The 24,663-nt window shown below is 66.7% G+C and carries 24 protein-coding genes and 1 tRNA gene; 14 read left to right on the forward strand and 11 right to left on the reverse strand.

What is annotated here, in order from left to right; all coding sequences use genetic code 11:
• Positions 1–139: 139 nt before the first annotated feature.
• From ABIB54_RS03660 to ABIB54_RS03680, 5 genes are read right to left on the reverse strand one after another with little or no spacing between them, the layout of a single operon-like run.
• Positions 140–1,432 carry a DUF58 domain-containing protein gene (locus tag ABIB54_RS03660; protein ID WP_354574155.1) on the reverse strand — a complete coding sequence of 431 codons (1,293 nt, stop codon included), beginning with the start codon at positions 1,430–1,432 and terminating at the stop codon, positions 140–142.
• 14 nt (positions 1,433–1,446) lie between these two features.
• Positions 1,447–2,460 (reverse strand): AAA family ATPase, encoded by a 1,014-nt coding sequence (locus tag ABIB54_RS03665; RefSeq protein WP_354574156.1) that lies wholly within the window; start codon positions 2,458–2,460, stop codon positions 1,447–1,449.
• A gap of 29 nt (positions 2,461–2,489) precedes the next feature.
• Positions 2,490–3,674: a DUF4350 domain-containing protein gene (locus tag ABIB54_RS03670; RefSeq protein ID WP_354574157.1), complete on the reverse strand. Its 1,185-nt coding sequence runs from the start codon at positions 3,672–3,674 to the stop codon at positions 2,490–2,492.
• Positions 3,671–4,336 (reverse strand): DUF4129 domain-containing protein, encoded by a 666-nt coding sequence (locus ABIB54_RS03675; protein ID WP_354574158.1) that lies wholly within the window; start codon positions 4,334–4,336, stop codon positions 3,671–3,673. The genes ABIB54_RS03670 and ABIB54_RS03675 overlap by 4 nt, the downstream gene beginning before the upstream one ends.
• Positions 4,333–5,577, reverse strand: a complete 1,245-nt coding sequence (locus ABIB54_RS03680; RefSeq protein ID WP_354574159.1) for a DUF7847 domain-containing protein — start codon at positions 5,575–5,577, stop codon at positions 4,333–4,335. Before ABIB54_RS03680 ends, ABIB54_RS03675 begins: the two co-directional genes overlap by 4 nt.
• A gap of 149 nt (positions 5,578–5,726) precedes the next feature.
• Here ABIB54_RS03680 and mtrA point away from each other — a divergent pair, with 149 nt between their 5' ends.
• The 7 genes from mtrA (at position 5,727) to ABIB54_RS03715 (ending at position 15,040) form a co-directional block, all read left to right on the forward strand.
• Positions 5,727–6,407, forward strand: coding sequence for an MtrAB system response regulator MtrA (mtrA, locus tag ABIB54_RS03685; protein WP_185202580.1), 681 nt, complete (start codon positions 5,727–5,729; stop codon positions 6,405–6,407).
• Positions 6,408–6,439: 32 nt separating this feature from the next.
• Positions 6,440–8,047, forward strand: coding sequence for an MtrAB system histidine kinase MtrB (gene mtrB, locus ABIB54_RS03690; RefSeq protein WP_354574160.1), 1,608 nt, complete (start codon positions 6,440–6,442; stop codon positions 8,045–8,047).
• The gene (locus tag ABIB54_RS03695; protein WP_354574161.1) at positions 8,040–9,740 is read left to right on the forward strand and encodes an LpqB family beta-propeller domain-containing protein; all 1,701 of its coding nucleotides are present in this window, start codon (positions 8,040–8,042) and stop codon (positions 9,738–9,740) included. Before mtrB ends, ABIB54_RS03695 begins: the two co-directional genes overlap by 8 nt.
• A 132-nt stretch (positions 9,741–9,872) precedes the next feature.
• A complete protein-coding gene (locus tag ABIB54_RS03700) occupies positions 9,873–10,556 on the forward strand; it encodes a ComF family protein (protein WP_354574162.1) in 684 nt (227 codons plus the stop codon).
• A 123-nt stretch (positions 10,557–10,679) separates the two neighbouring features.
• A complete protein-coding gene (hpf, locus tag ABIB54_RS03705; protein ID WP_354574163.1) occupies positions 10,680–11,375 on the forward strand; it encodes a ribosome hibernation-promoting factor, HPF/YfiA family in 696 nt (231 codons plus the stop codon).
• 198 nt (positions 11,376–11,573) lie between these two features.
• On the forward strand, positions 11,574–14,381 hold the full coding sequence (gene secA, locus ABIB54_RS03710) for a preprotein translocase subunit SecA (protein WP_354574164.1): 2,808 nt from the start codon (positions 11,574–11,576) through the stop codon (positions 14,379–14,381).
• A gap of 83 nt (positions 14,382–14,464) precedes the next feature.
• A complete protein-coding gene (locus ABIB54_RS03715; protein ID WP_354574165.1) occupies positions 14,465–15,040 on the forward strand; it encodes a protoporphyrinogen oxidase in 576 nt (191 codons plus the stop codon).
• 14 nt (positions 15,041–15,054) lie between these two features.
• On the opposite strand, the gene ABIB54_RS03720 is transcribed toward ABIB54_RS03715, so the two are convergent.
• Positions 15,055–15,522 (reverse strand): Rv3235 family protein, encoded by a 468-nt coding sequence (locus tag ABIB54_RS03720; protein ID WP_354574166.1) that lies wholly within the window; start codon positions 15,520–15,522, stop codon positions 15,055–15,057.
• A gap of 152 nt (positions 15,523–15,674) precedes the next feature.
• Between ABIB54_RS03720 and ABIB54_RS03725 the strand changes: the two genes are divergently transcribed.
• Positions 15,675–16,268, forward strand: coding sequence for a hypothetical protein (locus tag ABIB54_RS03725; RefSeq protein WP_354574167.1), 594 nt, complete (start codon positions 15,675–15,677; stop codon positions 16,266–16,268).
• Between the two features lie 3 nt (positions 16,269–16,271).
• Here ABIB54_RS03725 and ABIB54_RS03730 read toward each other — a convergent pair whose 3' ends face one another.
• A complete protein-coding gene (locus ABIB54_RS03730; protein ID WP_354574168.1) occupies positions 16,272–16,592 on the reverse strand; it encodes a helix-turn-helix domain-containing protein in 321 nt (106 codons plus the stop codon).
• A gap of 120 nt (positions 16,593–16,712) precedes the next feature.
• On the opposite strand from ABIB54_RS03730, the gene ABIB54_RS03735 reads away from it, so the two are divergent.
• The gene (locus ABIB54_RS03735) at positions 16,713–17,399 is read left to right on the forward strand and encodes an SAF domain-containing protein (RefSeq protein WP_354574169.1); all 687 of its coding nucleotides are present in this window, start codon (positions 16,713–16,715) and stop codon (positions 17,397–17,399) included.
• Between the two features lie 3 nt (positions 17,400–17,402).
• Positions 17,403–18,629 carry a CpaE/TadZ family protein gene (locus ABIB54_RS03740; RefSeq protein WP_354574170.1) on the forward strand — a complete coding sequence of 409 codons (1,227 nt, stop codon included), beginning with the start codon at positions 17,403–17,405 and terminating at the stop codon, positions 18,627–18,629.
• 13 nt (positions 18,630–18,642) lie between these two features.
• Here ABIB54_RS03740 and ABIB54_RS03745 read toward each other — a convergent pair whose 3' ends face one another.
• Positions 18,643–19,251, reverse strand: a complete 609-nt coding sequence (locus tag ABIB54_RS03745) for a hypothetical protein (RefSeq protein WP_354574171.1) — start codon at positions 19,249–19,251, stop codon at positions 18,643–18,645.
• Positions 19,252–19,368: 117 nt separating this feature from the next.
• On the opposite strand from ABIB54_RS03745, the gene ABIB54_RS03750 reads away from it, so the two are divergent.
• Entirely contained in the window at positions 19,369–20,307 is a 939-nt protein-coding gene (locus tag ABIB54_RS03750; protein WP_354574172.1) for a hypothetical protein, read from the forward strand.
• Positions 20,308–20,344: 37 nt separating this feature from the next.
• The gene (locus ABIB54_RS03755; protein WP_354574173.1) at positions 20,345–21,835 is read left to right on the forward strand and encodes a sensor histidine kinase; all 1,491 of its coding nucleotides are present in this window, start codon (positions 20,345–20,347) and stop codon (positions 21,833–21,835) included.
• A 65-nt stretch (positions 21,836–21,900) separates the two neighbouring features.
• Here ABIB54_RS03755 and ABIB54_RS03760 read toward each other — a convergent pair whose 3' ends face one another.
• Positions 21,901–22,149, reverse strand: coding sequence for a WhiB family transcriptional regulator (locus ABIB54_RS03760; protein WP_147784762.1), 249 nt, complete (start codon positions 22,147–22,149; stop codon positions 21,901–21,903).
• A gap of 185 nt (positions 22,150–22,334) precedes the next feature.
• Here ABIB54_RS03760 and ABIB54_RS03765 point away from each other — a divergent pair, with 185 nt between their 5' ends.
• Complete coding sequence (locus tag ABIB54_RS03765) at positions 22,335–22,751, forward strand: hypothetical protein (RefSeq protein ID WP_354574174.1); 417 nt, start codon at positions 22,335–22,337, stop codon at positions 22,749–22,751.
• A 27-nt stretch (positions 22,752–22,778) separates the two neighbouring features.
• Here ABIB54_RS03765 and bcp read toward each other — a convergent pair whose 3' ends face one another.
• Positions 22,779–23,258 (reverse strand): thioredoxin-dependent thiol peroxidase, encoded by a 480-nt coding sequence (gene bcp / locus ABIB54_RS03770; RefSeq protein WP_354574175.1) that lies wholly within the window; start codon positions 23,256–23,258, stop codon positions 22,779–22,781.
• Between the two features lie 134 nt (positions 23,259–23,392).
• Here bcp and ABIB54_RS03775 point away from each other — a divergent pair.
• A tRNA-Lys gene (locus ABIB54_RS03775) sits at positions 23,393–23,465 on the forward strand.
• 202 nt (positions 23,466–23,667) lie between these two features.
• Here ABIB54_RS03775 and ABIB54_RS03780 read toward each other — a convergent pair.
• Positions 23,668–24,654 (reverse strand): tyrosine-type recombinase/integrase, encoded by a 987-nt coding sequence (locus ABIB54_RS03780; RefSeq protein ID WP_354574176.1) that lies wholly within the window; start codon positions 24,652–24,654, stop codon positions 23,668–23,670.
• Positions 24,655–24,663 lie beyond the last annotated feature (9 nt).

Genomic DNA, 24,663 nt, shown 5'->3' on the forward strand with positions numbered 1-24,663 from the left:
CATCCGCCCCCTGCTCAACCCAAAACGCAGGACATCCGCCACCAAATCGGCACCTACGCCGCGATCGTGGGTTTTTCGTGGCGAATGTCCTGCGTTTTCGGGGGTGGGGAGGCCTCGAGGCGCTCGCTGCTCGACGGGGTTACAGCCGCCCGGCGGCCTTCAGCGCGATGTAGCGGTCGGCGAGGGCGGGCGGCAGGTCCGCGGGGGCGCCGGTGACGACATCTGCTCCGAGTTGGCGGATCGCCGCCGAGACGCGGGTGGTGTCGAGCATGGCGCGTTCCGCCGCTGCCGCACGATAGACCTCGTCCCGGTCGCCGCGCTCCACGGAGGCGGAGAGCACCGCGGGGTCGGTGACGGAGGACACGACGACGCTGTGCTTGCGCGTGAGCTGCGGGAGCATCCCCAGCAGTCCGCGCGATCCGCCGGCCGCATCGATCGACGTCATCAGCACGACGAGTGCATGCTGGCTCGTCACCGAACGCACGAGCGAGGGCACCGCCGACCAGTCCATCTCGATGAGCTCCGGGTCGATCGGGGCCATCACATTCACCATGCGGGAAAGCAGCTCGGGGCCGCTCGCACCCTGGATCCTTCCGCGCACGCGGCGATCGAAGACCACGACGTCCACCCGGTCGCCCGCCCGCGTGGCGAGCGCCGCAAGCAACAGGGACGACTCGAAGGCGGTGTCGATGCGCGGCTCGTTGGCGATGCGGGCCGCGGACGTGCGTCCGCTGTCGATCACGATCACGACGCGACGGTCCCGCTCCGGGCGCCAGGTGCGCACGACCAGGTCGCTGCGCCGCGCGGTCGCGCGCCAGTCGATCGAGCGCACGTCATCGCCACGCACGTATTCGCGCAGGCTGTCGAACTCGGTTCCCTGGCCCCGGATCATCACGCTGGTTCGACCGTCGAGCTCGCGAAGGCGGGCGAGCCGGGAGGGCAGGTGCTTGCGGGAGTTGAAGGGCGGAAGCACCGTGATCGCGCCGGGCAGCTCGATCGTCGCCTGGCGGGCGAGCAGTCCGAGCGGACCGAACGACCGCACGGTCACCTGCGCGGCGCGGCGTTCGCCCCGGCGGAAAGGGGTGAGGGAGGTCTCGATCCGTCGTCGCTCTCCGGCCGGGAGCGCCAGGCGGGCCCGCGTCGGTGCTGCGCCGGCGGAGGGCTGCCAGCCATCCCGTACGATGCCGCGCACGGTGCGTCGACCCGCGTTCGTGAGAAGCAGGGCGGATGCGACGGTCTCGCCGAGTCGCACCCGATCCGGCAGCTCTCGCTCGAGTCTGAGCTGGCGGGGGGAGCCGGCGAGCACCAGGTCGAGAGTCCCGACGAGCGCAACCAGAAGAAGCCAGAGGCCGAGCCAGTCGGGCTGGTCGAAGAGGACGATCGGCACGATCCCGAGCGCGACGAGCAGCACGAACCGTCCGGACCAGGCCATCAGAGGCTCCGCATCTAGATCGGCACCTGCACCTGGCTGAGGATCGAACGCAGGATGGAATCCGGCGCGACCCCTTCGAGCTCCGCCTCCGGTCGAAGCTGGATGCGATGCCTCCACACCGGCAGCACCATCGCCTGCACATGGTCGGGGGTGATCGAATCGAATCCGTTGAGCCACGCCCAGGCCTTCGCGGCGGAGAGCAGCGCGGTGGTGCCGCGCGGGCTCACCCCGAGCTTCACGCTCGGGCTCTGACGGGTGCCGCGCGCCAGGTCGACGATGTAGGCGAGCAGGTCGGGGGACGCCCGCACCCGCCCGACCTCCACCTGGGCGGCGGCCAGCTGCGCGGCATCCAGCACCGCGGTGACGCCGGCGGCCTCGAGGTTGCGCGGGTTGAAGCCTGCCGCACTGCGCGTGAGCACCTCGACCTCGTCGGCTCGCTCGGGGATCTCGAGCACGAGCTTGAGCAGGAAGCGGTCGAGCTGGGCCTCCGGAAGCGTATAGGTGCCCTCGTACTCGATCGGGTTCTGGGTGGCGGCCACGATGAACGGCACCGGCAGCGGGCGGGTCTCGCCATCCACGCTCACCTGGCGTTCCTCCATCGCCTCGAGAAGGGCGGACTGGGTCTTCGGGGGAGTGCGGTTGATCTCGTCCGCGAGAAGGATGTTGGTGAAGACCGGCCCGGCGCGGAAGTCGAACTCTCCACTGCGGGCGTCGTAGACCAGCGAGCCCGTGACATCTCCCGGCATGAGGTCCGGCGTGAATTGGACACGCTTCGTCTCGAGCTGCAAGGCTCGGCTGAGGGTGCGAACGAGGAGGGTCTTCGCGACGCCCGGCACGCCCTCGAGCAGCACGTGACCGCCGGCGAGCAGCGCGATGATGAGGCCGGTGACCGCGCCATCCTGCCCGACGACAGCCTTGCCGACCTCCACGCGCACCCGGGCGAACTGCTCCCGGAGCGCCGGCGATCCGGCCGCGCCGTCGCGCACGGGGGATTCGGGGGATGGTGCGGCCAGGTCGGTCTCGGTCATTCGTTCATTCTCCATGGTGTCGGTCGGGGTCAGGACGGTCGGATGTCTCGTGCCACGGTTCGCTCGAGCTCGAGCAGCTCGTCGGAGAGCCGCACCAGTTCTCGGTCGTTTCGAGGGTCCGCGGTGAGGAGGATGGTGCGGATGTCGGCGGGGTCACCGGCGGTGACGCTCGCGACCGCGGCGATCACGTCTTCCACCGAAGCCAGACGCGACAGCCCGCACAGGGTGGCCAGTCGAGAGACGGAACCGATGCGCAGCGAGTCGAGTGCCCGGAGGCGGGCCGCGCCCTTCTGGTAGAGCCGCGCGCGGCCCTCCATCGTCTCGCTCGCCCGCACGACGACGGGAAGGTTCTCGACCACGAGCGGGCCGAGACGTCGTCCGCGCCAGAAGGCGGCGACGATCGCCACGATGATCAGCAGTGCGCTCACCCCGCCGACCCAGGCCGGAGTGAGCTCGGCGATGCTCGGGCCGCTGATGGAGGAGTCGTCGATGGTGGGGAGGTACCAGACCAGTCGGTCGCTCTGCCCGAGCAGGGTGAGCGCGAGCGCCGCGTTTCCCCGTTGGGCGACATGCTCATTGTCGAAGGCGTCCGTGGTGCCGACTACGGTGATGTGCCGGCCAGCCCTGGCGATGTCCACGACGGAGAAGGTGCGCTTCCCGCTCCCGAAGCACGCGGTCGTCTCCGCGGCGGGATCCAGCACCCGGAACCCGGATCCGGCACCGCTCACCCGGCCGGCCGCGAGTGCCGCGGGAAGGTCGCAGCCCGCGGAGAGTGAGCTGCGGCCGACGATGCCGGCGAGACCGACTTCCGGGGCCAGTGCCGAGACCTGCGCGTAGGTGGGCGACAGTACCACGACGTGCTCCGCGAGCGCGGTGAGGCTGCGCAACTGGGCTGTGTCGAGGTTGCCGTCCGGGTCGAAGAGGAACAGCGTCGAGCCGGTGGAGCCACGCAGGGCGGACTGTGCACCGGAGAGGGTGACGGGCACCGACACATCCACTCCCTGCTGGCGCAGCACCTCGGCGATGGCCTTGCTCCCGGCGGGTGCCGCGTTCGTCGCCGAGAACGGCACGCCTCCGCTCGAGGCGCCGGTGGCGGCGAGAGCGATCACCGCGATCAGGATGAGGAAGACCGCCACGATGATCCAGAACAGCGATCTGCGCGTCGCCGCGCGAATGGTCGGCGTCAGGGTGGTCGCCGCGGCCGTCGACGTCATGGTGCACCCACAGTCGATTGCACCGCGGGGCGTAGCGCCCGGAGGTCCTTCTCGAGCCGCGCGGCGTCGGTGTAGGCCGTCTCTGTGCCCTCCCGACCGAGGTACCGCACGTCGTCGAAGGCGGATGCCGCGGTCGAGAGTCGCTCGGCGAACCCGGGAAGCACGATCCCGGCGCGCGCGGCGAAGTCCCTCGCGGTGGTGCCGGGGGAGACCGTGACGAGGGTGCGTTCGGCCAGCCCCCTGGCGATCGAGCGGAAGATCTCCTCGATGGCGATCACCCAGTCCGACCGGGCGGCGGCATCTTCGGCGGCACGGCGCATCGCGGCGGCATCCCGGGCGTCGTCGTCGCCGAAGAGGATGCCGCTCGCCGCGCTCCGGCGATTGAGCCTCGGCGCCCCGAAGATGAGGAAGGCCGCGATGAGGGCGGCGACGATCACGATCAGCGCGAGCACCAGGATCGGCCCCTGAACGCCGGGTCCGCTGTCGATCTTGAGCGACTGCAGCCAGTCGAGAAACGCCTTCGAGGCGCGGTCGAACCAGGTGGGCTGCGCGGCCCGGTATTCGGGTTTCGACAGCTCCTGGATCACCCAGCGCTGGGCCTCGGCGGAATCCGGATCCACAGGCACGTCCACGGGTACCCCCGCGAAGAACGTGACGGTCACGCCCACGGAGACTCGTCGGGCACCGGCCGGCTCGCGACCGGCGCGCCGTGAAGGAGGGGATCCGTCACCGCGGGATCGCTCTGCTTCGCCTCGACGTAACGCACCAGCTCCAGGTCGAGGCCCTCCTTGCGGATGCGCAGGTCGAGGTAGAGGAGACCCGTGGTGGCCGATTGCACCACCGAGGTTATCGATTGGAAGACGACCGCGACCACGATGACGAGCAGCGAGAGAACGGCGACGAGCGCGACGGTGCCGGTGCCGTTCTGGCCCTGTGGATCGATGAGGCCGGTGGCGATCGGAGCGATGAAGTTGATCGGAAAGGTCACCACCTGGCTCACGATTCCCACGATCACGGCGACAAGCGCGGAGATCCCGAAGGTGCGCCAGAAATACCCCTCGGTGAGGGACCAGGACCGTGCGACGGCACTGCGGATGGTCATCCGCTCGATCATCAGCGCGCTGGGGACGAGAGCGAGTTTCGTGCTCAGCCAGACATAGACGACGGCGAGGCCGAAGAACGCCAAGATGCCGATGATCACGGCCGCGACGATGCCACCGTTTCCGAGACTCACGACGAGCAGGACAATGATCACGACGATGATGCCGATGACGACAGTGGAGGCCAGAACGAGCAGGGCTGCCCAGCCGATGAGCGCTCCGATGCGACCGCGGGCCCTCTTCCACAGTGACCCGAGAGAGAGTTTCTCGCCGACGGCGCCGCGCGAGACTTCGAGCACGATGATGCCCTGCAGCACGGCCGCGGCGACGACAGCCAGAAGGCCAGGGATGATGGATGCCACGACGATGAGGCCGGTCGCCCCAGCGGTGATCTGGTCGGCATTCTGCGTGCTGCTCGAGTCGATCCGGGAGAGCGCGCCGAAGGTGACCCCCGCCACCACGAGGATCAGCAAGAGGTAGACGCTCCCCTGGATGAGGAGGGCAGCCCCGAAGGTGGCCTTGGGGTTGCGACGCAACACCCGGAATGAGGCGCCGAGAATGGTGCCGAGGTCGAGGGGGAGCAAGGGGATCAGCCCGGGCTTCGGCGGCGGTGTCCAACCGGGTTGTGCTCCGGTGCCATAGCCGGTGCTGTATCCGTATCCCGGCGCGTGTGTGCTGCCGGCATTCTGCCCGGTAAACCGGGGCTCCGGCGGCGGTGCGATCGGCGGCACGGGTGGAGCGGGCGACGGCGACGCCCCCGGGCTCGCCCACCGTTGTTCGTTGCTGCCGTTTCCCTCGGTCACAGGTGATCCCCTCGTCGCGCCTATGCTCTCAGTTTGCGGGCATCCGGCGGCCTCTGCAGCCCATGGGATTATGCTTTCACACTCCACTACTCTTATGCGAAAGCATCTGAGTCTGTCTCAGACCCGAACCGCACCATGAAGACCGGAATATGACCGCACGAATTCTCGTAGTCGATGACGACACCGCCCTGGCGGAAATGATCGGAATCGTGCTGCGCTCCGAAGGCTTCGAGCCTTCCTTCTGTGGCGACGGCAGCCTCGCGCTCGCCGCATTCCGCGAGAGCAAGCCCGACCTCGTGCTTCTCGACCTCATGCTGCCCGGCAAAGACGGCATCGAGGTCTGCGCGGAGATCCGCACCGAGTCCGGGGTGCCGATCATCATGCTGACCGCGAAGTCGGATTCGACGGATGTCGTGCGCGGACTGGAGAGCGGAGCCGACGACTACGTCGTCAAGCCCTTCAATCCCAAGGAGCTGGTGGCTCGCATCCGCACCCGTCTGCGTCCCACGCCGACGGCATCTACCAGCGTGTTGCAGGTGGGTGACCTTCAGCTGGATGTCGCCGGGCACGAAGTGAAACGCGGCGCCTCGAAGATCAACCTCACGCCTCTCGAGTTCGAGCTGCTCCTCGCCCTTGCCCTCAAACCGCAGCAGGTCTTCACGCGGGAGATGCTGCTCGAGCAGGTTTGGGGCTACCACTACAAGGCCGACACCCGCCTCGTCAACGTGCACGTGCAGCGGCTGCGCGCAAAGGTCGAGGAAGACCCGGACAACCCCCGCATCGTCATGACCGTGCGGGGCGTCGGCTATCGCGCGGGCTCAAGCAACTGACACCAGCGGTATGTCATGACGATCTGTGATTCGTGAATAGCTTCGACTGGCGCTCTTACGTCAACCGCCTCGCGCGGTTCTGGCGGGTCTCACTGCAGTTCCGCACTGTGGCGATCACGGTGCTGCTCTCGGGGGTCGCCGTGATCGTGATCGGCGCATTCATCTCCGTGAGCATCTCCAACAACCTGTTCGCGTCGCGCAGCGTGCAGGTGCAGGAGGAGGCGCGCACGATCCACAATCAGGCCCAGAGCACCTTCGACGCAGCGCAGCCGGCCGACGACCAGGCGCCGACGGTCGAGCTGGACAACGTGGCGAACTCGGTGACCGACAAGATCCTGCCCTCGACCACGTCGCCGGGCAGCACCAAGTTCGCCATCAAACGCACCCCGGGGCAGCCGGAGACCCCGCAGAACATGCAGCCCCTGTCGTCCACCAACTTTCCCGATGGTGTCGTCACCGATTCGCTGCGGGCGCGGGTGATCAAGGATGTCACCCACGTGCAATACCAGTCGGCGACGCTTCCGAATGGGGCGCCCGGGCTCGTCGTCGGGTCGCAGATCCGAGTGCCGGCCGCCGGCAGCTACGAGCTCTATCTCGTCTACGACCTCTCGTCGGTGCAGACGACGCTCGGCTACGTGCAACGGACTCTTGCTCTCGGCGGGCTCGCGCTCGTCCTGCTCATCGGGGCGGTGACCTACACGGTGGTGCGGCTGGTCGTCGGGCCGGTCAGGCTCGCCGCAGAAACGAGTGAGAAGCTGGCCGCCGGACAGTTGGAGCAGCGCATTCCGGAGAAGGGGGACGACGTGATCGCCACCCTCGCACGCTCGTTCAACGGCATGGCCGACAGCCTCCAGAAGCAGATCACCAAGCTCGCCGAGCTGTCACGACTTCAGCAGCGCTTCGTCTCCGATGTCTCGCACGAACTGCGAACGCCACTCACGACCATCCGTCTCGCCGGAGACGTTCTCTACGACCATCGCGAAGACTTCGCCCCCGCTACGGCTCGCACCGCCGAGCTTCTTCATACCCAGGTGCAGCGGTTCGAGGTGCTTCTCGCCGACCTTCTCGAGGTGAGTAGGTATGACGCCGGCGCGGTGGAACTCGAGCTGGAGCCGACCAACCTCGTGCGCCTGGTCGAGGACGCGGTCGACGGCATGCAGCCACTCGCCGAACAGCGCGGATCCTCACTACGGCTGGTCGCGCCCGGTGGATATTTCGAGGCGGAGATCGACGCTCGCCGCATCCGCCGAGTGCTGCGCAACCTGCTCGGCAACGCGGTGGAGCACGGTGAGGGGAAACCGATCGTGGTGATGGTGGACAGCAATGCCACGGCGATCGCGCTCACGGTGCGCGACTACGGCATCGGAATGAAGCCGGCGGATGTCTCGCGGGTCTTCGACCGGTTCTGGCGCGCGGATCCGTCTCGCCAACGCACGATCGGTGGCACCGGTCTCGGTCTCGCGATCTCGCTCGAAGATGCGACGCTGCACGATGGCATTCTCGAGGTCTGGTCGGAGCTGGGTGTCGGCACCTGCTTCCGTCTCACGCTTCCGCGGGAGCGGGGGCTGGCGATCGTCTCGTCTCCCCTCGAGCTGCCGCCGGACGACGCCATCCATTTCGAGGAGGTGCAGGGTGCCTGAGCGTCGCGGCCAGGGGCTCCGCCGCGCGCTGCTCGCTGCTGGGATTGCGGCGTCCATGCTCGCGCTGAGCGCCTGCGTGAGCATCCCCGATTCCGGGCCGGTGAACGCCGGACTCTCGCTGAGCGAAGACAGCAGCGGATCGAATGTCGCCTTCAACCCGGAGGGGCCGGAGCGCGGGGCCACCCAGCAGGGCATCCTCAAGGGCTTCATCGCCTCGTTCACCTCGGCCACGGGCGGATACGCCATCTCCAGGCAGTTCCTGTCGCAGGCGTTCTCGACCAAGTGGGATCCGCGCCAGAGCGTGCTGGTGCGCTCCAGCGCGCCGCAGATCAGCCAGATCGATGACACGAAGCTGACCTATTCCTTCGACACCCTGGGTGCTGTCGACGGCTCGGGCGCCTACTCGCAGAGCAGCCAGTCCTTCACTCTTCCCTTCAGTTTCGTGTTGGAGGGCGGTCAGTGGCGCATCAACGCGGCACCGGATGGCATCGTGCTCGCGGACCAGACCTTCGAGCGCATCTTCCGCCAGTACCCGGTGTACTTCTTCGCGCCTGACAACCGGTACCTCGTTCCCGACATCCGCTGGTACGCGAGCGGCACGGCATCCACGCGCATCGTGACCGCATTGCTCGCTGGGCCGCCGGACTGGCTCAAGGGGGCGGCATTCTCGCGGTTCCCCGACGGCACCAAGCTCTCAGACGCCAGCAGTGTGGTGACCCAGGTCGAGGGGGTTGCGGAAGTGGATCTCTCGAAGGAGGCTCTCGGGGCCAGCGCCCGGGATCGCCAGTACATGTACCTGCAACTCACCGAGAGCCTGCGGTCGGTGACGAGCATCTCGCAGGTGAGTCTCTCCATCCAGGGGACACCGGTGCAGATCGACGATCTCGGTGCGGCCGCGCCCCAGGTGGACATGTCCGTCGACAGCCAGGCTCTCGTGTTGCGCAAGAACGAGTTCGGCTTCTCCGCCAACAACCGTGTCGCCGACCTCGCCGGCATCAGCTCGAAGGTCGTCGCGCTCGCACCGAAGGATGCGACGCTCTCGTCGGACCAGCAGGAGGTTGCGGTGCTCGGCAGCGCCGGGGTCTCGCTCGTGCGCAAGAGCGGAGCCCCCGTGCTGATCGATCCGCGGCCCGATCTCATCGCGCCCTCGCTTGACGAAGACGGGTACCTCTGGTCGGTTCCGGCAAGTGCGCCCAACTCGATCATCGTCTTCGATTCGAACGGCACGCAGCACAGCATCTCGGCCAAGTTGCAGGACGGATCGCAGATGGTCTCCCTCGAGGTCTCCCGGGAGGGCGCGCGGGTTGTGATGCTCTTGTCGACACCGACCGGGCCGCGGCTCATGGTGGCAGCCATCCTGCGCAACGAGAAGCTCGAGCCCACCGGTCTCGGTCCCGCCATCCTGGATGTCTCCCTCGGTAACGGGGTGGCCGTGGACGCCACGTGGGTCGACCAGTGGACGGTGGGCACTCTCATCACCGCCGACGGTGAGTCCAAAGTCGAACTGTTCGCCATCGGTGGGCAGAAGACGAGCCTCAGTTCGCTGATCCCTTCGCGACAGATCGTCGGTGGCAACAAGGGCAAGGATGGCCTTCGCGTGCTCGGTCGGGACGACTCAGCCATCTACACCTGGGGCGGCAGCAGCTGGCAGTCCTCGAAGGTCGCCGTGGACTTCATCGCGACTCAGCGCTAGTTCCCCCGGCTCTCGTCCCCCCGGCTCTCCTATTGCTGGGCTCTTCTCCTCCCCAACGCCCGGACCACCGACTGAGCGGGCGGATCGATCGAGGCGAGCGATTCACCGGGGTGAGCCAGCGAGACTGGTGCCATGTCATCCGCACAGACGCCGGTCGCCGTGACGAGTCGGTTACGGGAGGCTGCCCTCGACGCCCTCGCGGTTCTGCTGCCGGTGTCGTGCGCCGGTTGCGACGGCGAGGACCGTGCACTCTGCGCCGACTGCCGCCTCCTGCTCGCCCCGCGGCCATTCCGGAGGTCGCTGGACGACGGCACTCCGGTGTGGTCGGCCCTCAGCTATGACGGAGTCGTGCGCCGGGTCATCCTGGGCTTCAAGGAGCAGGGACGAACGGATGTCGCGAGGGCGCTGTCCGTGGCGCTCGGCGGTGCGGTCAGTCACGCCGGCGCCCAGGCGGCCGGCGAGCTGGAGCTCGCGGTGCCCCCCACGAGTCGAGCGTCGTTTCGCCGACGCGGCTACGACCCGGTGCGTGTGCTGGCACGCGTGGCGGGGCTGCCCCGCCCGGTCCGGGCGCTCGGAAACCTGCACGAGCGGGCGAGCCAGAAGACCCTCGACCGTGAGCAGCGAGCGGTGAACCTCGCCGGGTCGATGATCGCCTCACGAAGCCTCGAGGGCCGACGATTTCTCGTGCTGGACGACGTGCTCACCACCGGCGCAACGCTCAGTGAAGCCATTCGAGCCCTACGCGGGGGCGGTGCAGAGGTGGTCGCGGCGGCGGTCGTCGCGGCAACACCTCGGCGTTCACTGGGTTTGTCGTAAGAGCTTCAGATAAGCCGTGACAGCGATGCATTGTGAGGGCTACGGTGGGGAAAAGAGGCGCGGAATTATCGCCTGGTTCCACTGGGCGACGTGCCGTCAAGTCAATAGGAACTGGGGAGCGCCATGGAAATTTCCATCAACGGTCGCAACGTAGGGATCACGGATCGATTTCGGTCATATGCAACCGAAAAGGCCGAGAAGATCTCCCACCTCGCAGATAAGGCCCTCGCTTTCGAAGTCAAGGTGAGTCGGCACAACGAGAAGAATGGCTCGAGTGGCGACGATCGGGTCGAACTCACCCTGATCGGACCGGGACCGCTCGTGCGGGCGGAGTCCAACGGGTCCGATAAATATGTGGCCCTCGATCTCGCGCTGGACAAGCTCGTCGAGCGACTGCGACGGGCCAAGGACCGCCAGAAGGTGCACCGCGGACAGCATCGGCCGACCTCGCTGCGAGAAGCGAGCGCCGGTGGATTCAGTGGCACCGACGTGCGACCGGCGGATGCCGCCGTGATGGAGAAGGTGCGCACCGGTTCCGTCTCCGTGATCGAAGACTCGGATGCGGAAGCGGATGAAGAGGCCTGGAGTCCGGTGGTCATCCGCAAGAAGGTGTTCACCCAGGTGCCGATGACCGTCGACGACGCCCTGTACTTCATGGAGCTCGTCGGTCATGACTTCTATCTGTTCATGGATGCCGAGACCGACCGGCCCAGTGTGGTCTACCGGCGGAAGGGCTGGGACTACGGCGTCATCGGCCTGGATGACTCCTCCGCCGAGCTGCAGGAGGCGTCCGGCGCCTCGCGCAAGAAGCGCGGCTGATCGTCGGCTCTGTTCAGACCGTGGGGCCACCGCTGTCGCGGTGGCCCCACTTCTGGGTCGCTGCACAGCGCGCTCACAGTGGGCGCGGATCCGACCGACAGCTATGCCACCGGCTAGTCTTGTTACTATTACGAACTGGTCACAGGCGCCGCTCTGCGGTGCTGTCGTGGCGCATCCCACATTCATCTGGAGTTAGCAGTGGCCAACGTTCTCGAAAAGGTCCTCCGTGTCGGCGAGGGTCGAGTCCTTCGACGGTTGGAGCGATACGCGCAAGCGGTCAACCACCTGGAAGACGACTTCAGTGCCCTCAGTGACGAGGACCTGAAGAACGAGACCGTGGAGTTCCGCGAGCGCTACTCGAACGGTGAGTCGCTCGAGGACCTTCTGCCCGAAGCTTTCGCCGCCGTCCGTGAAGCGGCCAAGCGCACCCTCGGGATGCGCCACTTCGACGTGCAGCTCATGGGTGGCGCAGCGCTGCACCTCGGCAACATCGCGGAGATGAAGACCGGGGAGGGCAAGACCCTTGTGGCGACCCTCGCCGCCTACCTCAACGCCATCCCGTCCCGCGGCGTCCACGTGATCACGGTCAACGACTACCTCGCCAGCTACCAGTCCGAGCTCATGGGTCGCATCTTCCGCGCCCTCGGGATGTCCACCGGCGTCATCCTCTCCGGACAGACGCCGCAGGAGCGGGCGGAGCAGTACTCCGCGGACATCACCTACGGAACGAACAACGAATTCGGGTTCGACTACCTGCGCGACAACATGGCCTGGCAGGCCAGCGACATGGTGCAGCGCGGTCACAATTACGCGATCGTCGACGAGGTCGACTCGATCCTCATCGACGAGGCCCGCACGCCGCTCATCATCTCCGGTCCGGCATCGGGTGAGGCGAATCGCTGGTTCGCCGAGTTCGCGAACCTGGCAACCAAACTGGTTCCGGAGGTCGATTACGAGGTCGACGAGAAGAAGCGCACCGTCGGCGTGCTCGAGCCCGGCATCGAAAAGGTCGAAGACTATCTCGGCATCGACAACCTGTACGAGTCCGCGAACACCCCGCTCATCTCGTTCCTCAACAACTCGATCAAGGCCTCGGCCCTGTTCAAGAAGGACAAGGACTACGTCGTGATGAACGGCGAGGTGCTGATCGTGGATGAGCACACCGGCCGCATCCTGATGGGTCGTCGCTACAACGAGGGCATCCACCAGGCGATCGAGGCCAAGGAGGGCGTCGAGGTCAAGGCGGAGAACCAGACGCTCGCGACCGTCACGCTGCAGAACTACTTCCGCCTCTACAAGAAGCTCTCCGGGATGACCGGAACGGCCGAGACCGAAGCCGCGGAGTTCATGGCCACCTACAAGCTCGGCGTGGTCTCCATCCCCACCAACAAGCCGATGCAGCGCATGGACAAGTCCGACCTCGTCTACAAGAACGAGGAGGCCAAGTTCGGCCAGGTCGTCGAAGACATCGTGCTTCGCCACGACAAGGGCCAGCCCGTGCTCGTGGGCACGACGAGCGTCGAGAAGAGCGAATACCTCTCGAAACTGCTCGCCAAGCGCGGAGTGAAGCACGAGGTGCTCAACGCCAAGAACCACGCTCGCGAAGCCGCGATCGTCGCCCAGGCCGGACGCCTCGGGTCTGTCACGGTGGCCACCAACATGGCGGGCCGAGGCACCGACGTCATGCTCGGAGGCAACGCGGAGTTCCTCGCCGTCGCCGAGATGAACCAGCGCGGCCTCAGCCCGGTCGACACTCCTGAGGAGTACGAGAAGGAATGGGACACGGTCTTCGACCGGGTCAAGAGCGTCGTGCAGGAGGAGGCCGAGAAGGTCGTCGCCGCCGGAGGTCTCTATGTCCTCGGCACCGAGCGCCACGAGTCCCGCCGCATCGACAACCAGCTTCGCGGACGCTCCGGTCGCCAGGGTGACCCGGGTGAGAGCCGCTTCTACCTCTCTCTCACCGATGACCTGATGCGACTGTTCAACTCCGCCGCGGCCGAGTCCCTGATGGGCCGCGGCAGCGTTCCGGATGATCTGGCCATCGAGTCGAAGGTGGTGAGCCGTGCCATCCGCAGTGCCCAGAGCCAGGTCGAGTCCCGCAACGCGGAGATCCGCAAGAACGTGCTCAAGTACGACGACGTTCTCAACCGCCAGCGCGAAGCGATCTACGGGGACCGCCGTCACATTCTCGAGGGTGACGACCTGCAGGACCGCACTTCCAAGTTCCTCGAAGATGTGATCACCGAGGTGGTGGACGTGCACACCTCAGACGGGCACGCCGACGACTGGGACTTCGAGGCCCTCTGGACCGAGCTCGGCACGCTCTACCCGGTGTCGATCACCATCGATGAGCTGCTCAGCGAGGCCGGATCCCGCAACCGCGTCACTACCGCCTTCCTCACCGAGGAGATCCTCTCGGATGCCCGGGTGCAGTACGCCGCCCGCACGACCGCGCTCGGCGAACCGGCCATGCGCGAGCTCGAGCGTCGCGTCGTGCTCTCCGTGATCGACCGTCGCTGGCGCGATCACCTCTACGAGATGGACTACCTCAAGGACGGCATCGGGCTGCGCGCGATGGCGCAGCGCGATCCCCTCGTGGAGTACCAGCGTGAGGGTTTCGCGCTGTACCAGAGCATGATGGGCCAGATCCGCGAGGAATCCGTCGGATTCCTGTTCAACCTCGAGGTCGAGGTGACCGGTGGCGAGGCCACCGCCGCCGTTCCGACCGTCGCGGCAAAGGGTCTCAGCGGAAACGCTGCCCCCGCCGAACGATTGAGCTATTCCGCGCCGGATGCCGATAACCAGGGCGAGGTGGAGGTGCGCAATGCGCGCGGCCAGCTCGATCGGGCCTCGACAGCCAAGGCGCAGGAAGCACAGGACGCGGCGGGTGCCGGATCGGCGTTCGGCAAGGCCGCCACCGCCGAGGGTCAGCGTGGCGCGTTCGGCCAGGGCGGCGCCCCGGCGAACCGGGCCGAGCGGCGCGCACAAGACAAGCGCAAGGGCTGATGCTGCGACTCTCGGCCTCGGACCACCGATCCGTCGAGCGTCAACCCCCTCGCGCTTCCGACTGCACTCAATAGGCTGGTCTCATGAGATCCAAGTTGCTGCTCGTCATCGGGCTCGCTGTCGGTTATGTCCTCGGAGCTCGTGCGGGCCGTGAACGCTACGAGCAGATCGCACGCGCGAGCAGGCGGGTGTGGCAGAGCCCCGGTGTTCGCAAGACCCGCGCCGAGGTCGAGGGATACGCGCGTCAGAAGGCCCCGGTGGTGCGGGCGAAGGCGGAGTCGATCGCCAAAGCCACCCCTGCTGCGGTGACGGATGGGGCGCGAGCGACGGCGGATGCCGCCCGGGCGGTAGCGGACCGCACGGCCACGGTGGCCACCGATATCGCCGAGCGGGTCTCCACCGTGGCGAAGGATGTCGCCGGCAAGACGACCACGATGTCGCGCGACGTTGCCGACCGAACCACCGGAATGGCGAAGGATGTCGCGGGTCGCACCACAGAGACAGCCGAGGAGCTTCGGGAGCGCGTCTCGAGCACGGTGGCCGATTTGCGCGAACGCGGCGAGGACGCACGGGACCGCGTCATGGTCAGGGCCAGCGAGTCCCGCGATGGCGCCCTCGCCGAACTCGATGACGACGATGATGAGCACCCCGAGCCGTAGGCCAGGGAGCCTCGTTACAGAACGTTGATGGCGGTCGCGCGCCAGCGACTGTCGAGGCCCTCCAGCCGGAAGGCCACCGCTCTCGTGCGGGCGCGGCCGTGCACGATGACCACGGCTTCGACGACCCCGTCTCGAGGTTCGCACACCGACGTCGATCCGATGGAGAAGGTGGGTCGACGCACGACCTGACCGGTGGCCTGGCGGGCGCGCGTCGACAGGACGACACGCTTGAGAAGGTGAGGATAGACGTCGTCCGTGACCCAGCGGGAGATCTGCTCCAGCTCCCGGGCCCCCGCGAGGATCTCGATGACGCAGCGGGTGAGGTTCTCCAGCAGAGGCTGGGGATCGGGCAGGGTGGCCCGCGTCGCGGGTTGCGAGCCGAAGAATTCGTCCGGCTGGAACGGCGACCGGATGACCTTGCTCGGCAGCGCTTCGAACGGCGCGGGGAGTTCCCGGTGCTGTGCTGGAAGTGCATCGCTCATATGCGGTTCCCACGGGTGAGGGTGAAGAACGGGTCTACCCCCGAATTGGGGGTGAGCACACTAAAGCAGTTGCGGGGGCATGCTGTCCATGCCCCAACGCGGGGGTGTGGATAACCCGCTCGACAGGGATGCTCACCCGCTAGCGTCTCGTCATGCGCTGGGACAACCTGTTCGACGATCTCGAGGGCCAGCTCGAGCAGGAGCTCGGTGCCGAGGAGATCGACCTGCGTGCCGAGGAGGAACGGCTGCGCCTCGGCCGTCTCAGTCTGCGTGACCGACTGTGGGCTCTGAGCCGGGGTGAGGGCTCCGAACCGGCGAGGGTGTCCCTCTCCAACGGGGCGACACTCGAGCTGTCGCCCCGGACCTTCGGCCGGGACTGGGTCTCCGGGGATATCGTCGACGCATCCTCCCGCCGCGCCCAGTTCATCCTGCCTCTCGACGCGATCGCCGGCGTCAGGCTCAGCCGTGCACAGGTGAGCACCAGCCTCGAGGATGCCAGCACCCCGGAGAGCGAACGGGGACTGTCCCGGCGGCTCGGTCTCGCCTTCGTGCTGCGCGACCTGTGTCGGCGTCGGCAGGCCGTTGAACTCGTCCTGCCCGAGGGGGTCATCACCGGCACGATCGATCGGGTCGGAAGAGATCATCTGGACCTCGCTGTGCACGAAGTGGGCACGGCGCGGCGTGAGCGCCTCGTGAGCCACTACCAGGTCGTGCCGTTCTCGCGGGTGCTGCTCGTGAGACTGTAGCCGCTATTCGGGGGAGGCGGCACCGGCGGCACCGGCGGCGCCGCGCAGTCCGAAGGAGTACTCCGAGAGGCTCGCGTAGTCCGATTGCTGCCAGAGACTCCTCCGCCTCGATTCCTCGTACTTGGCGTCGATGTAGGACTCCAGCACCGCCCGCTCCACGCGCCAGTGACCATGGCCACCCACTTTGATCGCCGGAAGCTCCCCGGATCGCACGAGGGCGTAGGCCTGGCTCGCGGAGACGTTGAGCAGTTCGGCAGTGTCGGCGAGAGTCAGGAAGCGGCCCAGCGCGGCATCCTGGCCGGGGGGATCCGAGTGCGGCGTCATCCCTCGATTATGGATCTCGCACAATCCGCGCGACGGGGCTGTGGATAACTTTCGCGAGGAAGCGCAAGGGTGGGGACCATGGAAGCCTGCGGTGCGGCCGCGTGGGCGAGGAGGCAACTGGTGAGTACCGTACAGGCACCGAGGCGCACACCCAAGGCCCCGGGACTCGGTCGGGGCCGGCCGGACTCGGAGCGTGCTCCGCGATCGTTCTGGTTCGATCCCCGGTTCGCGATCGGCGTCGGACTGGTGATCGTGTCGGTGCTCGGAGTCGTCGGCGTTGTCACTGCAGCCGACAGCAGTGTGCTGGTCTACGCGGCCCGTTCCGCCCTCGTTCCCGGCGATCGGGTGACGGCCTCCGACCTGGATGCCCGCAGTGTTCGCCTGGGATCGCTCGGCGCCCAATACCTCCGCGATGGCGATGTGCCGCAAGAGGGATTCGTCGTCACGCGACCCGTGTCGGCGGGAGAGCTGGTGCCATCGTCGGCCGTCGGGGAGGTCGCCGGCGCAGTGGGGGCTTCGGTCGTGGTCGGAGTGAACGGCGAACTCGCCCGGTCCATTTCAGAGGGCAGCATCGTCGATCTCTGGAACGCGAAAGAGACCGACAACAACCTCTTCGGTCCCCCCTCCGTGTTGGTCGATTCAGCGACCGTGGTGCGGGTGATAGCGAAGGACGGGGTGATCGTGGACCGCACCGTCCAGTCGGTGGAGCTCCTGGTTCCGCGCACGAAGATCGCCGCCGTCCTGGAGGCGATCGCCAACGCCGATGCCCTGTCGTTGGTGCCAACGAGCATCCCCGCGAAGGGATGACCGGTGCCGACGGTCGCCCTCGCCCTCCCTCTCGAGCTCGAAGACAGCACTGCGCTGCAGCTCGCACGACACGGCTTCGAACTCTCGATCCGCTGTTCCAGCGCCGACGAACTGGCCTCCCAGCTGGTGCACACCGCCCCCGATTGCGCGATCGTCGCGGCATCCACCCGCTACTTGAACGACCGCCTGATGGTCGAGGCGGATGCCGTGGGGGTGCGCATCGTCGCCCTCGTCGAATCCGATGCCGATCGTCGCTATGCCGCGGGCCTCGGTCTTCTCGAGGTCGTCGCCGCCGACGCCGAATGGTCCGAAGTCGGGATGCTCCTCGCCGGCAGGTCGGGCACCGGGGAGGTCGGATCGGGCCCCCGAAACGGAACGGTGATCGCGGTCTGGGGCCCCGCCGGAGCACCGGGGCGCACCTCGATGGCGATCTGTCTCGCCGCCGAACTGGCCGCGTCGGGCGCCACCGTCGTGGTCGCGGACGTCGATACGCACAGTGGTTCGATCGCGCCCGCCCTCGGCCTGCTCGACGAGGCGCCCGGTTTCGCCGCGGCCTGTCGGCTCGCTGGAGCGGATGCCCTCACCCAACCGGAACTCGAGCGGATCGGCCAGCGCTACCTCACCGCTCGCGGCAGCTTCTGGGTGCTCACCGGGATCGGCCGACCGAGCCGATGGCCAGAGCTCTCGGGCGAGCGGGTGACGGCGGCCATCCGGGCCTGCCGGGATTGGGTCGACTACACGATTCTGGATACCGGTGCGAGCCTGGAAAACGACGAGGAGATCAGCAGCGACCTGTTCGCGCCGAGACGCAACGGAGCGACCATCGCCGCCCTGCGGGCCGCGGACGAGGTGATCGCTGTCGGAGCGGCCGATCCGGTCGGGCTCTCCCGCTTCCTGCGCGCGCACGTCGATTTGCTCGAGACCATCGATACCGATCGGGTGACCGTGGTGATGAACAGGGTGCGCGAGAGCGCGATCGGGCCAGGGGCATCCGGGCAGGTGCGTCAGACGCTTCAACGCTTCGGTGGCATCTCGAGCCCCGTGCTGGTGCCCTATGACCTCCCAGCCTTCGACGCGGCGATCCTCACCGGACGCAGCATCGTGGATGTCGCCCCCAGGTCACCGGCGCGCGCGGCGGTCGCGGCACTCGTGCGCGAGCGCATCCTGCCACAGCCGCCTCCCGTGGTGCGACGCGGGTGGCGCCGGCGCACTGCTGCGGCGCGGGCGTGACCCCGCGCGGGATCTACTTGGAGTTGAGTCTCGCCAGCAGATCGTCCTTTCGCAGGCGTGAATAACCGACGATTCCAGCGGCACGGGCGCGCGCCCGCAGGGCCACGACGGTCAGCGCGGACGGTGGTGTCGTCGCTGTCGCTGTCGCTTTCGCTGTCGCTGTCGCGGCCCGGGCGCGCGGCGCGCGAAGCGGAGTCGCCTTCTTGGCCTCGGCAACGACCGTTGCGGCATCCTTCTTCGCCGTTGTGACCGTGGCCGTAGCGTCCTTCTTGACCGCCTTCACGAGAGCCGCGGCATCCTTCTTCACGGGCGACGTCTTCTTCGACGCGGCCTTCTTCAGCGACTTTGCCTCAGCGGACGCTTTCTCGCCTACCTTCGCGGCCCGCTTCTCCGCCTTGACCTGGAGCTTCTTCAGCTCGGACCGGGCAGCCTTCGAGTCGGACGCTTTCTTTGCGACCTTTTTCTTCGCGGCCGCTTTCGTCACGATCTTCTTCTTCGCGGCGGATTTCTTCGCTACTTTTGCCTTCGCGACGGCTTTCTTCGCGGCGGGCTTTTTCGCGACGGCCTTCTTCGCCGACTTCAGCTTCTTGGCGACCGACTTCTTTGTCGCTTTCTGTGCCATGTGTGCTCCTCACGCCGGGCGCGGGGGGATCCGCGCATCCGCCCCATTGTCCCGCATTCAGTCCCCGGAACGCAGGAGCCCTTTCCGTGCGAGCCCGGAATGACTAGCCTGTTGGGCATGGGTGGCGATCATCCGATCCGCGCGGTGGCTGTGTCCGGCACCGAACTCTCCCGGCTTCTGGCCGAGCCGGGATTCGAGGCAGCGCTCAGGGCATCATGGGCCGGTCCGGGCTCGCTCGACGAAGCGCTGCATTGGCGTCTCTTCCCGTCGACGCCGTCGCCCTCCGGTGCTGCGGATCCCGCCTCGGAGCTCGGCGAACTGCGAGCACGGGTCTACGGACGCCCCATCGCGGACGAACCCCTGGTCGAGATCGCGGATGCCTCGGGCTCCGTCTGGATCGGCGAGAGCGAGGGACGGCTCCTGCTCTTGGAGCGCCACCTCGAGCGCGATGCTCAGACGCTCGACGATGCCATCGCGACGGCACGTCTCACGGCGGTGTTGGCCGCAGGGGCCGAATCCGAGCCGGATCCCGGGCCCGGGCCATCCGCCCCCTCCGGGCCGTTCGCCCGAGTGTTGCGCCGCTATCCCGTGCTGGTCTTCTCCGCTACCGCCGCGATTCTCGTCGCAGCCGTGGTGCCGGCGACAGCGACCGCTCTCGCGCCGGCCCTCACGCCTTCCGCCGGTCTGCTCAAGGTGTTCAACCGGCCGCAGGGCGCGCTCGATATCGCCCCGGTGGTATTCACCGGTGGGCAGCCGGGGGCGCGGCAGGAGGTGCGCGATACCACCCGCTTTCTCGGCGCCTTCTATGGGGTGCGGGTGTTCGCCTACCGCGACTCCGATGACCAGGTGTGCCTGCTGAGCACCGCACCGAGCGGCCACGACGTGATCGCCTGCGCGACGGTTCGGGCCTTCGCCCGCAGCGGCCTCTCCATCGCGCCGGTCAACTACCAGGTGGACTCAACGGCCGCCGCCGTCACGGCCGGGGTGACCGACTCGTCCCGCCTCGCATTCCGGTGGGGGCCGGATGCCGACCTCACCGTGAGCGTGGTCGGCTGAAACCGGGGCTCTCGCCAGCGCGCCTAAACTGGGGCTCGTGTCGACGCTCTCAGACCTCGTTCTCGCCCAGGGCCGCTCCGACGAGGCGGATGTCGAATGGCTCCACCTCCTCGTCGGTGACTGGCAGCTCCTCGCCGACCTCGCCTTCGCCGACATCGTGTTGTGGGTTCCCACCCACGACGACGACTTCGTGGCCGTCGCGCACGCGCGCCCCTCGAGCTCGGCAACCCTCTTCTACCGCGACTTCGTCGGTCAGGCGATCAAGCCGGAGTGGAAGGGCCAGGTCACGCAGGCTTTCCGTTCCGCACAGATCGTGGACTCCGCAGCGCCCGACTGGTACGAGGAGACCCCCACCCGCGTGCGCTCGGTACCCGTGCTTCGACGACTGTCGGTGACGGGCTCGCAGACCACGGAGCATCCGATCGCCGTCATCACCAGGCACACCAATCTCAGCGAAGCGCGCACGCCGAGCCGGCAGGAACTCACCTTCAACGAGTGCGCCAATGACCTGTTCGCCATGATCTGCGCGGGAGACTTTCCCGACCTCGGCGCCCCGACCGGCCCCCGGCGCGGTGCGCCTCGCGCATCAGATGGGCTCCTGCGCCTGGATGTCGATGGCATTGTGACCTTCGCGAGCCCCAATGGGCTCTCCGCCTTCAACCGCATGGGCTTCGCCGGTGAACTCGAGGCCGAGTCGCTCGCCGAGGTGACGACGACACTGCTCAGCGGAAAGCTCGTGGTCGATGAATCCCTGCCGCTCGTCGTCACCGGACGTGCTCCCTGGCGCACGGACATCGAGGCCAAAGGGGTGACGGTGTCGCTGCGTGCCATCCCGATCCGGGATCGCGGTGAACGGGTCGGCGCGATAGTGCTCTGCCGGGATGTCACGGAGCTGCGACACCAGGAGCGCGAGCTGATCACGAAGGATGCGACCATCCGCGAGATCCACCACCGCGTGAAAAACAACCTGCAGACCGTGGCTTCGCTGTTGCGCATCCAGGCGAGGCGGTCTCACACCGACGAGGCGCGCGATTCACTGAACCAGGCGATGCGCCGGGTCGCGGCCATCGCGGTCGTCCACGACACCCTGAGCGAGGGCCTGAACCAGAACGTCGATTTCGACGTGGTCTTCGACCGGGTGCTCAAGCTGATCGCCGAGGTGGCATCCACTCACAACACGAAGGCGCATCCCACTTTCACCGGCAGTTTCGGTGCGCTGCCGAGCGAGTACGCAACGCCACTCTCGCTCGCGCTCACCGAACTCGTGACGAATGCCGTCGAGCATGGACTCGCCGGTCGCGAAGGCAACGTCGAGATCATCGCCGACCGCAGCGAGGAGACGCTCACCGTGCAGGTGCGGGACAACGGCGGTGGCCTGCCAGAGGGCAAGGTCGGCTCAGGCCTCGGCACCCAGATTGTGCGCACCCTGATTCAGGGTGAACTCGGTGGCACCATCGACTGGCACACCATGGTGGGCAGCGGCACAGAGGTGACCATCGAGATTCCGCTGGCCTGGCTGACGAAGTAACCGTCACGGCCGCTGGTCGAGTGAGGCGCTCTAGCGCCCGCGTCGAGACCCCTCCGAATCGAAACCTAGGAAGCGCGGCGGGCGCGAGCAGCGCGGCGCTTGAGAGCGCGACGCTCGTCTTCGCTGAGGCCGCCCCAGACGCCGGAATCCTGGCTGGTCTCGAGCGCGTACTGGAGGCACATCTCGGTGACGCTGCAGCGTGCGCAAACAGCCTTCGCCTTGTCGATCTGGTCGACCGCCGGACCGGTGTTCCCGACGGGGAAGAAGAGTTCGGGGTCGGCCGTGAGGCATGCGGCTTTGTCGCGCCAGTCCATCTGGGGGTGCTCCTTTTGTTGCGAACGCAGGGCCATAGAGCCCTGAGCAGGGTCATAGACCCAACCTTGGGGAAAGATTTCCGGGGGTTTTGGTGGATGCTCACGGCCCTGTGAGTGCAAATCAACCTCACATAGAATCTCATACTGGTTGTAGCAAATCAATAGTCGGACGGGGTTCCACAGCTATGAGTGAACCGAGAGTCTCGCGCCGGCCGGCGCTTCTGCTCCTGTTGGCGTTCCTGTTGGCGCTCGAATGCGCGGCCCTCGTCGCGGTCGCGTGTTACCTCGTCATCGAGTTGCTCGTGGCCCGTCCGGACTCGATCGCGACCGCGATCGCCCTGCTCCTGTTAGACGTGTTGGCGGCAATCTGGGTGGGCACGATGGCCGTTCACGCTCTGCGCGGACGGTCCTGGATCCGTAGCGGCGCGATGACCTGGCAGATCCTCCAGATCGCCGTGGGGATCGGCAGTTTCCCAGCGCCGTTCTCCCGTCCGGACATCGGGTGGCTGCTCATCCTGCCGGCCGCGGGCGTGATCATCCTGCTCTTCACCCCGTCGGTGATCGCCGCGACGCGTCGTCGGGACGAGGCCCCGGTCGAATAGCCGGGATCGATCTCGGGCCGCCGGGTCTCAGCCGTCGATTCCCAGCTTCTTACGCAGCGAGGCGACGTGCCCGGTGGCCTTCACGTTGTAGAGCGGAAGGGTGATGGCACCGGCCTCGTCCACAGCGAAGGTGGACCGGATGGTGCCGGTGACGGTCTTGCCGTAGAGGGACTTCTCTCCGTACGCGCCATACGCGTTGTGCACGGCGAGGTCGGGGTCGCTGAGCAGCGGGAAATTGAGTCCCTGCTCGGTCTGGAATTTCTTGAGGGCCGGTGCGGCATCCTTCGAGATCCCGAGCACCGTGTAGCCGGCCGACTTGAGCGAGTTGATGTTGTCGCGGAAGTCGCAGGCCTCAGTCGTGCAACCGGGAGTGGATGCGGCGGGGTAGAAGTACACGATGACCTTGTCGCCGGCGTAGTCGCTCAGCGAGACGGGGGATCCGTCCTGGTCGGTGAGGGTGAATGCGGGGGCGGCCTGGCCGGCCTCGAGCCTGGTTGATGTCGTCACGCTGTGCTCCTTCGACTGCGGTGATTGCTGTGCCCAATCCTACGGATCCGCCGTCTGCCGAGGACGGTTCGCGACACCTCCCCGGCGATGCTAATGTTGTCCCTTGGTTCTCCCGTTTGCGGTGAGCGCCGAACGCACCTCTAGCTCAATTGGCAGAGCAACTGACTCTTAATCAGTGGGTTCCCGGTTCAAGTCCGGGGGGGTGCACAAAATACGGGTCTTACCCCAGCAAACAAAGGTGTACGGACTTTGTTCATGTCATCTGAGATCATCCGAAATCACCGTGGATCACCCCAATTTCCGTTGACTAAGCGTTGAGTCGGCGGGCGCTCAACGTTTATCACGAAAGCCTCTCGGCAGGGAAAGCCCTGATGCCAGACGAAGCAACGGGGCTTCCGGTCCCGAACGTCTAGTTGTCTGCGCGGCCAAACTTTCGGCTAATCTCGCGGACGTCTGGAGTAGTGGTCTCACGGGCTATGTAGCCGCGGATGGTTGTTGAGAGCTCGCCGTGCGCCAGAACCTTCTGTGCGACCTCAACCCCGAGCACGCGCTCAACCTCGGTGGCTAGCGAACGCCGCATGGTGTGTGTGCTCACAAAGTCGAGGGCTGTTTCGCCTGTGACTCGCCGCAGAACCCTGCGCATGTTGTTCAAGCTGACCGGCCCGCGAGTTCCGCGTGCCCAGAAGAGTAATCCGTTCTGACCCAGATCGCCTAGCCGCCTCTTCAGGATCGCCGATCCGAACTCATCGACGGCTACCAAGCGGCGGTCTTTCGTCTTGGTATGGGGCTGAATAACCTGTCCACCCGGATGCTCCCAATGTCCTGGACCGATCTTCTGCCCAGTGCCCTCTTGGTAGACGTTCGCTCGATGAATTTTGACTCGTACCGGATCTTCCCAGATGATGTCTTCCTCGTGGATCGCCGTGATTTCCGAAATTCGAAGCCCCGTCGCTAGCCCGAGTAGAAGCGCGTCTCGAAGATCGTCTAGCCCTTTCCTGACCACAGGTCCCGGCCTCGAGGCCGCTCGCGCCGCGTCGATGAGATCGAAAAGCCCGATGGCATCTTCGGGTGTCAGCGCCCGTGGCTCTTTCTTGTTGGGATCTTTCAGATCCAGGGCCGCGCCGTGCGCATGATTTGTATTTACCGCATCGTGGATTAGAGCGAAGCGCATCATTCCGTTGCAAACGGCTCGCATAATCTTGGCCTCTGAAGGCGAGCGTTTCGCTTCTATGGTGATGGCAGCGGTGAACTTTCCGCTTGAAAGCTCTCGGAGCCGGAGACCGCCCAGTGCTGGCACTATCTTCAGCTCGACCGTCCGCCGATAGCGAGTTTTCGTGCCAGAAGCGGCGTTGCTCGAATCTAGGCTGGCCAGATAATGAGCCGCGAGATGTTTCATTGTGGACTC

Origin of the sequence: Frigoribacterium sp. UYMn621 (genome assembly GCF_040549525.1) — a bacterium.
Lineage (GTDB): Bacteria > Actinomycetota > Actinomycetes > Actinomycetales > Microbacteriaceae > Lacisediminihabitans.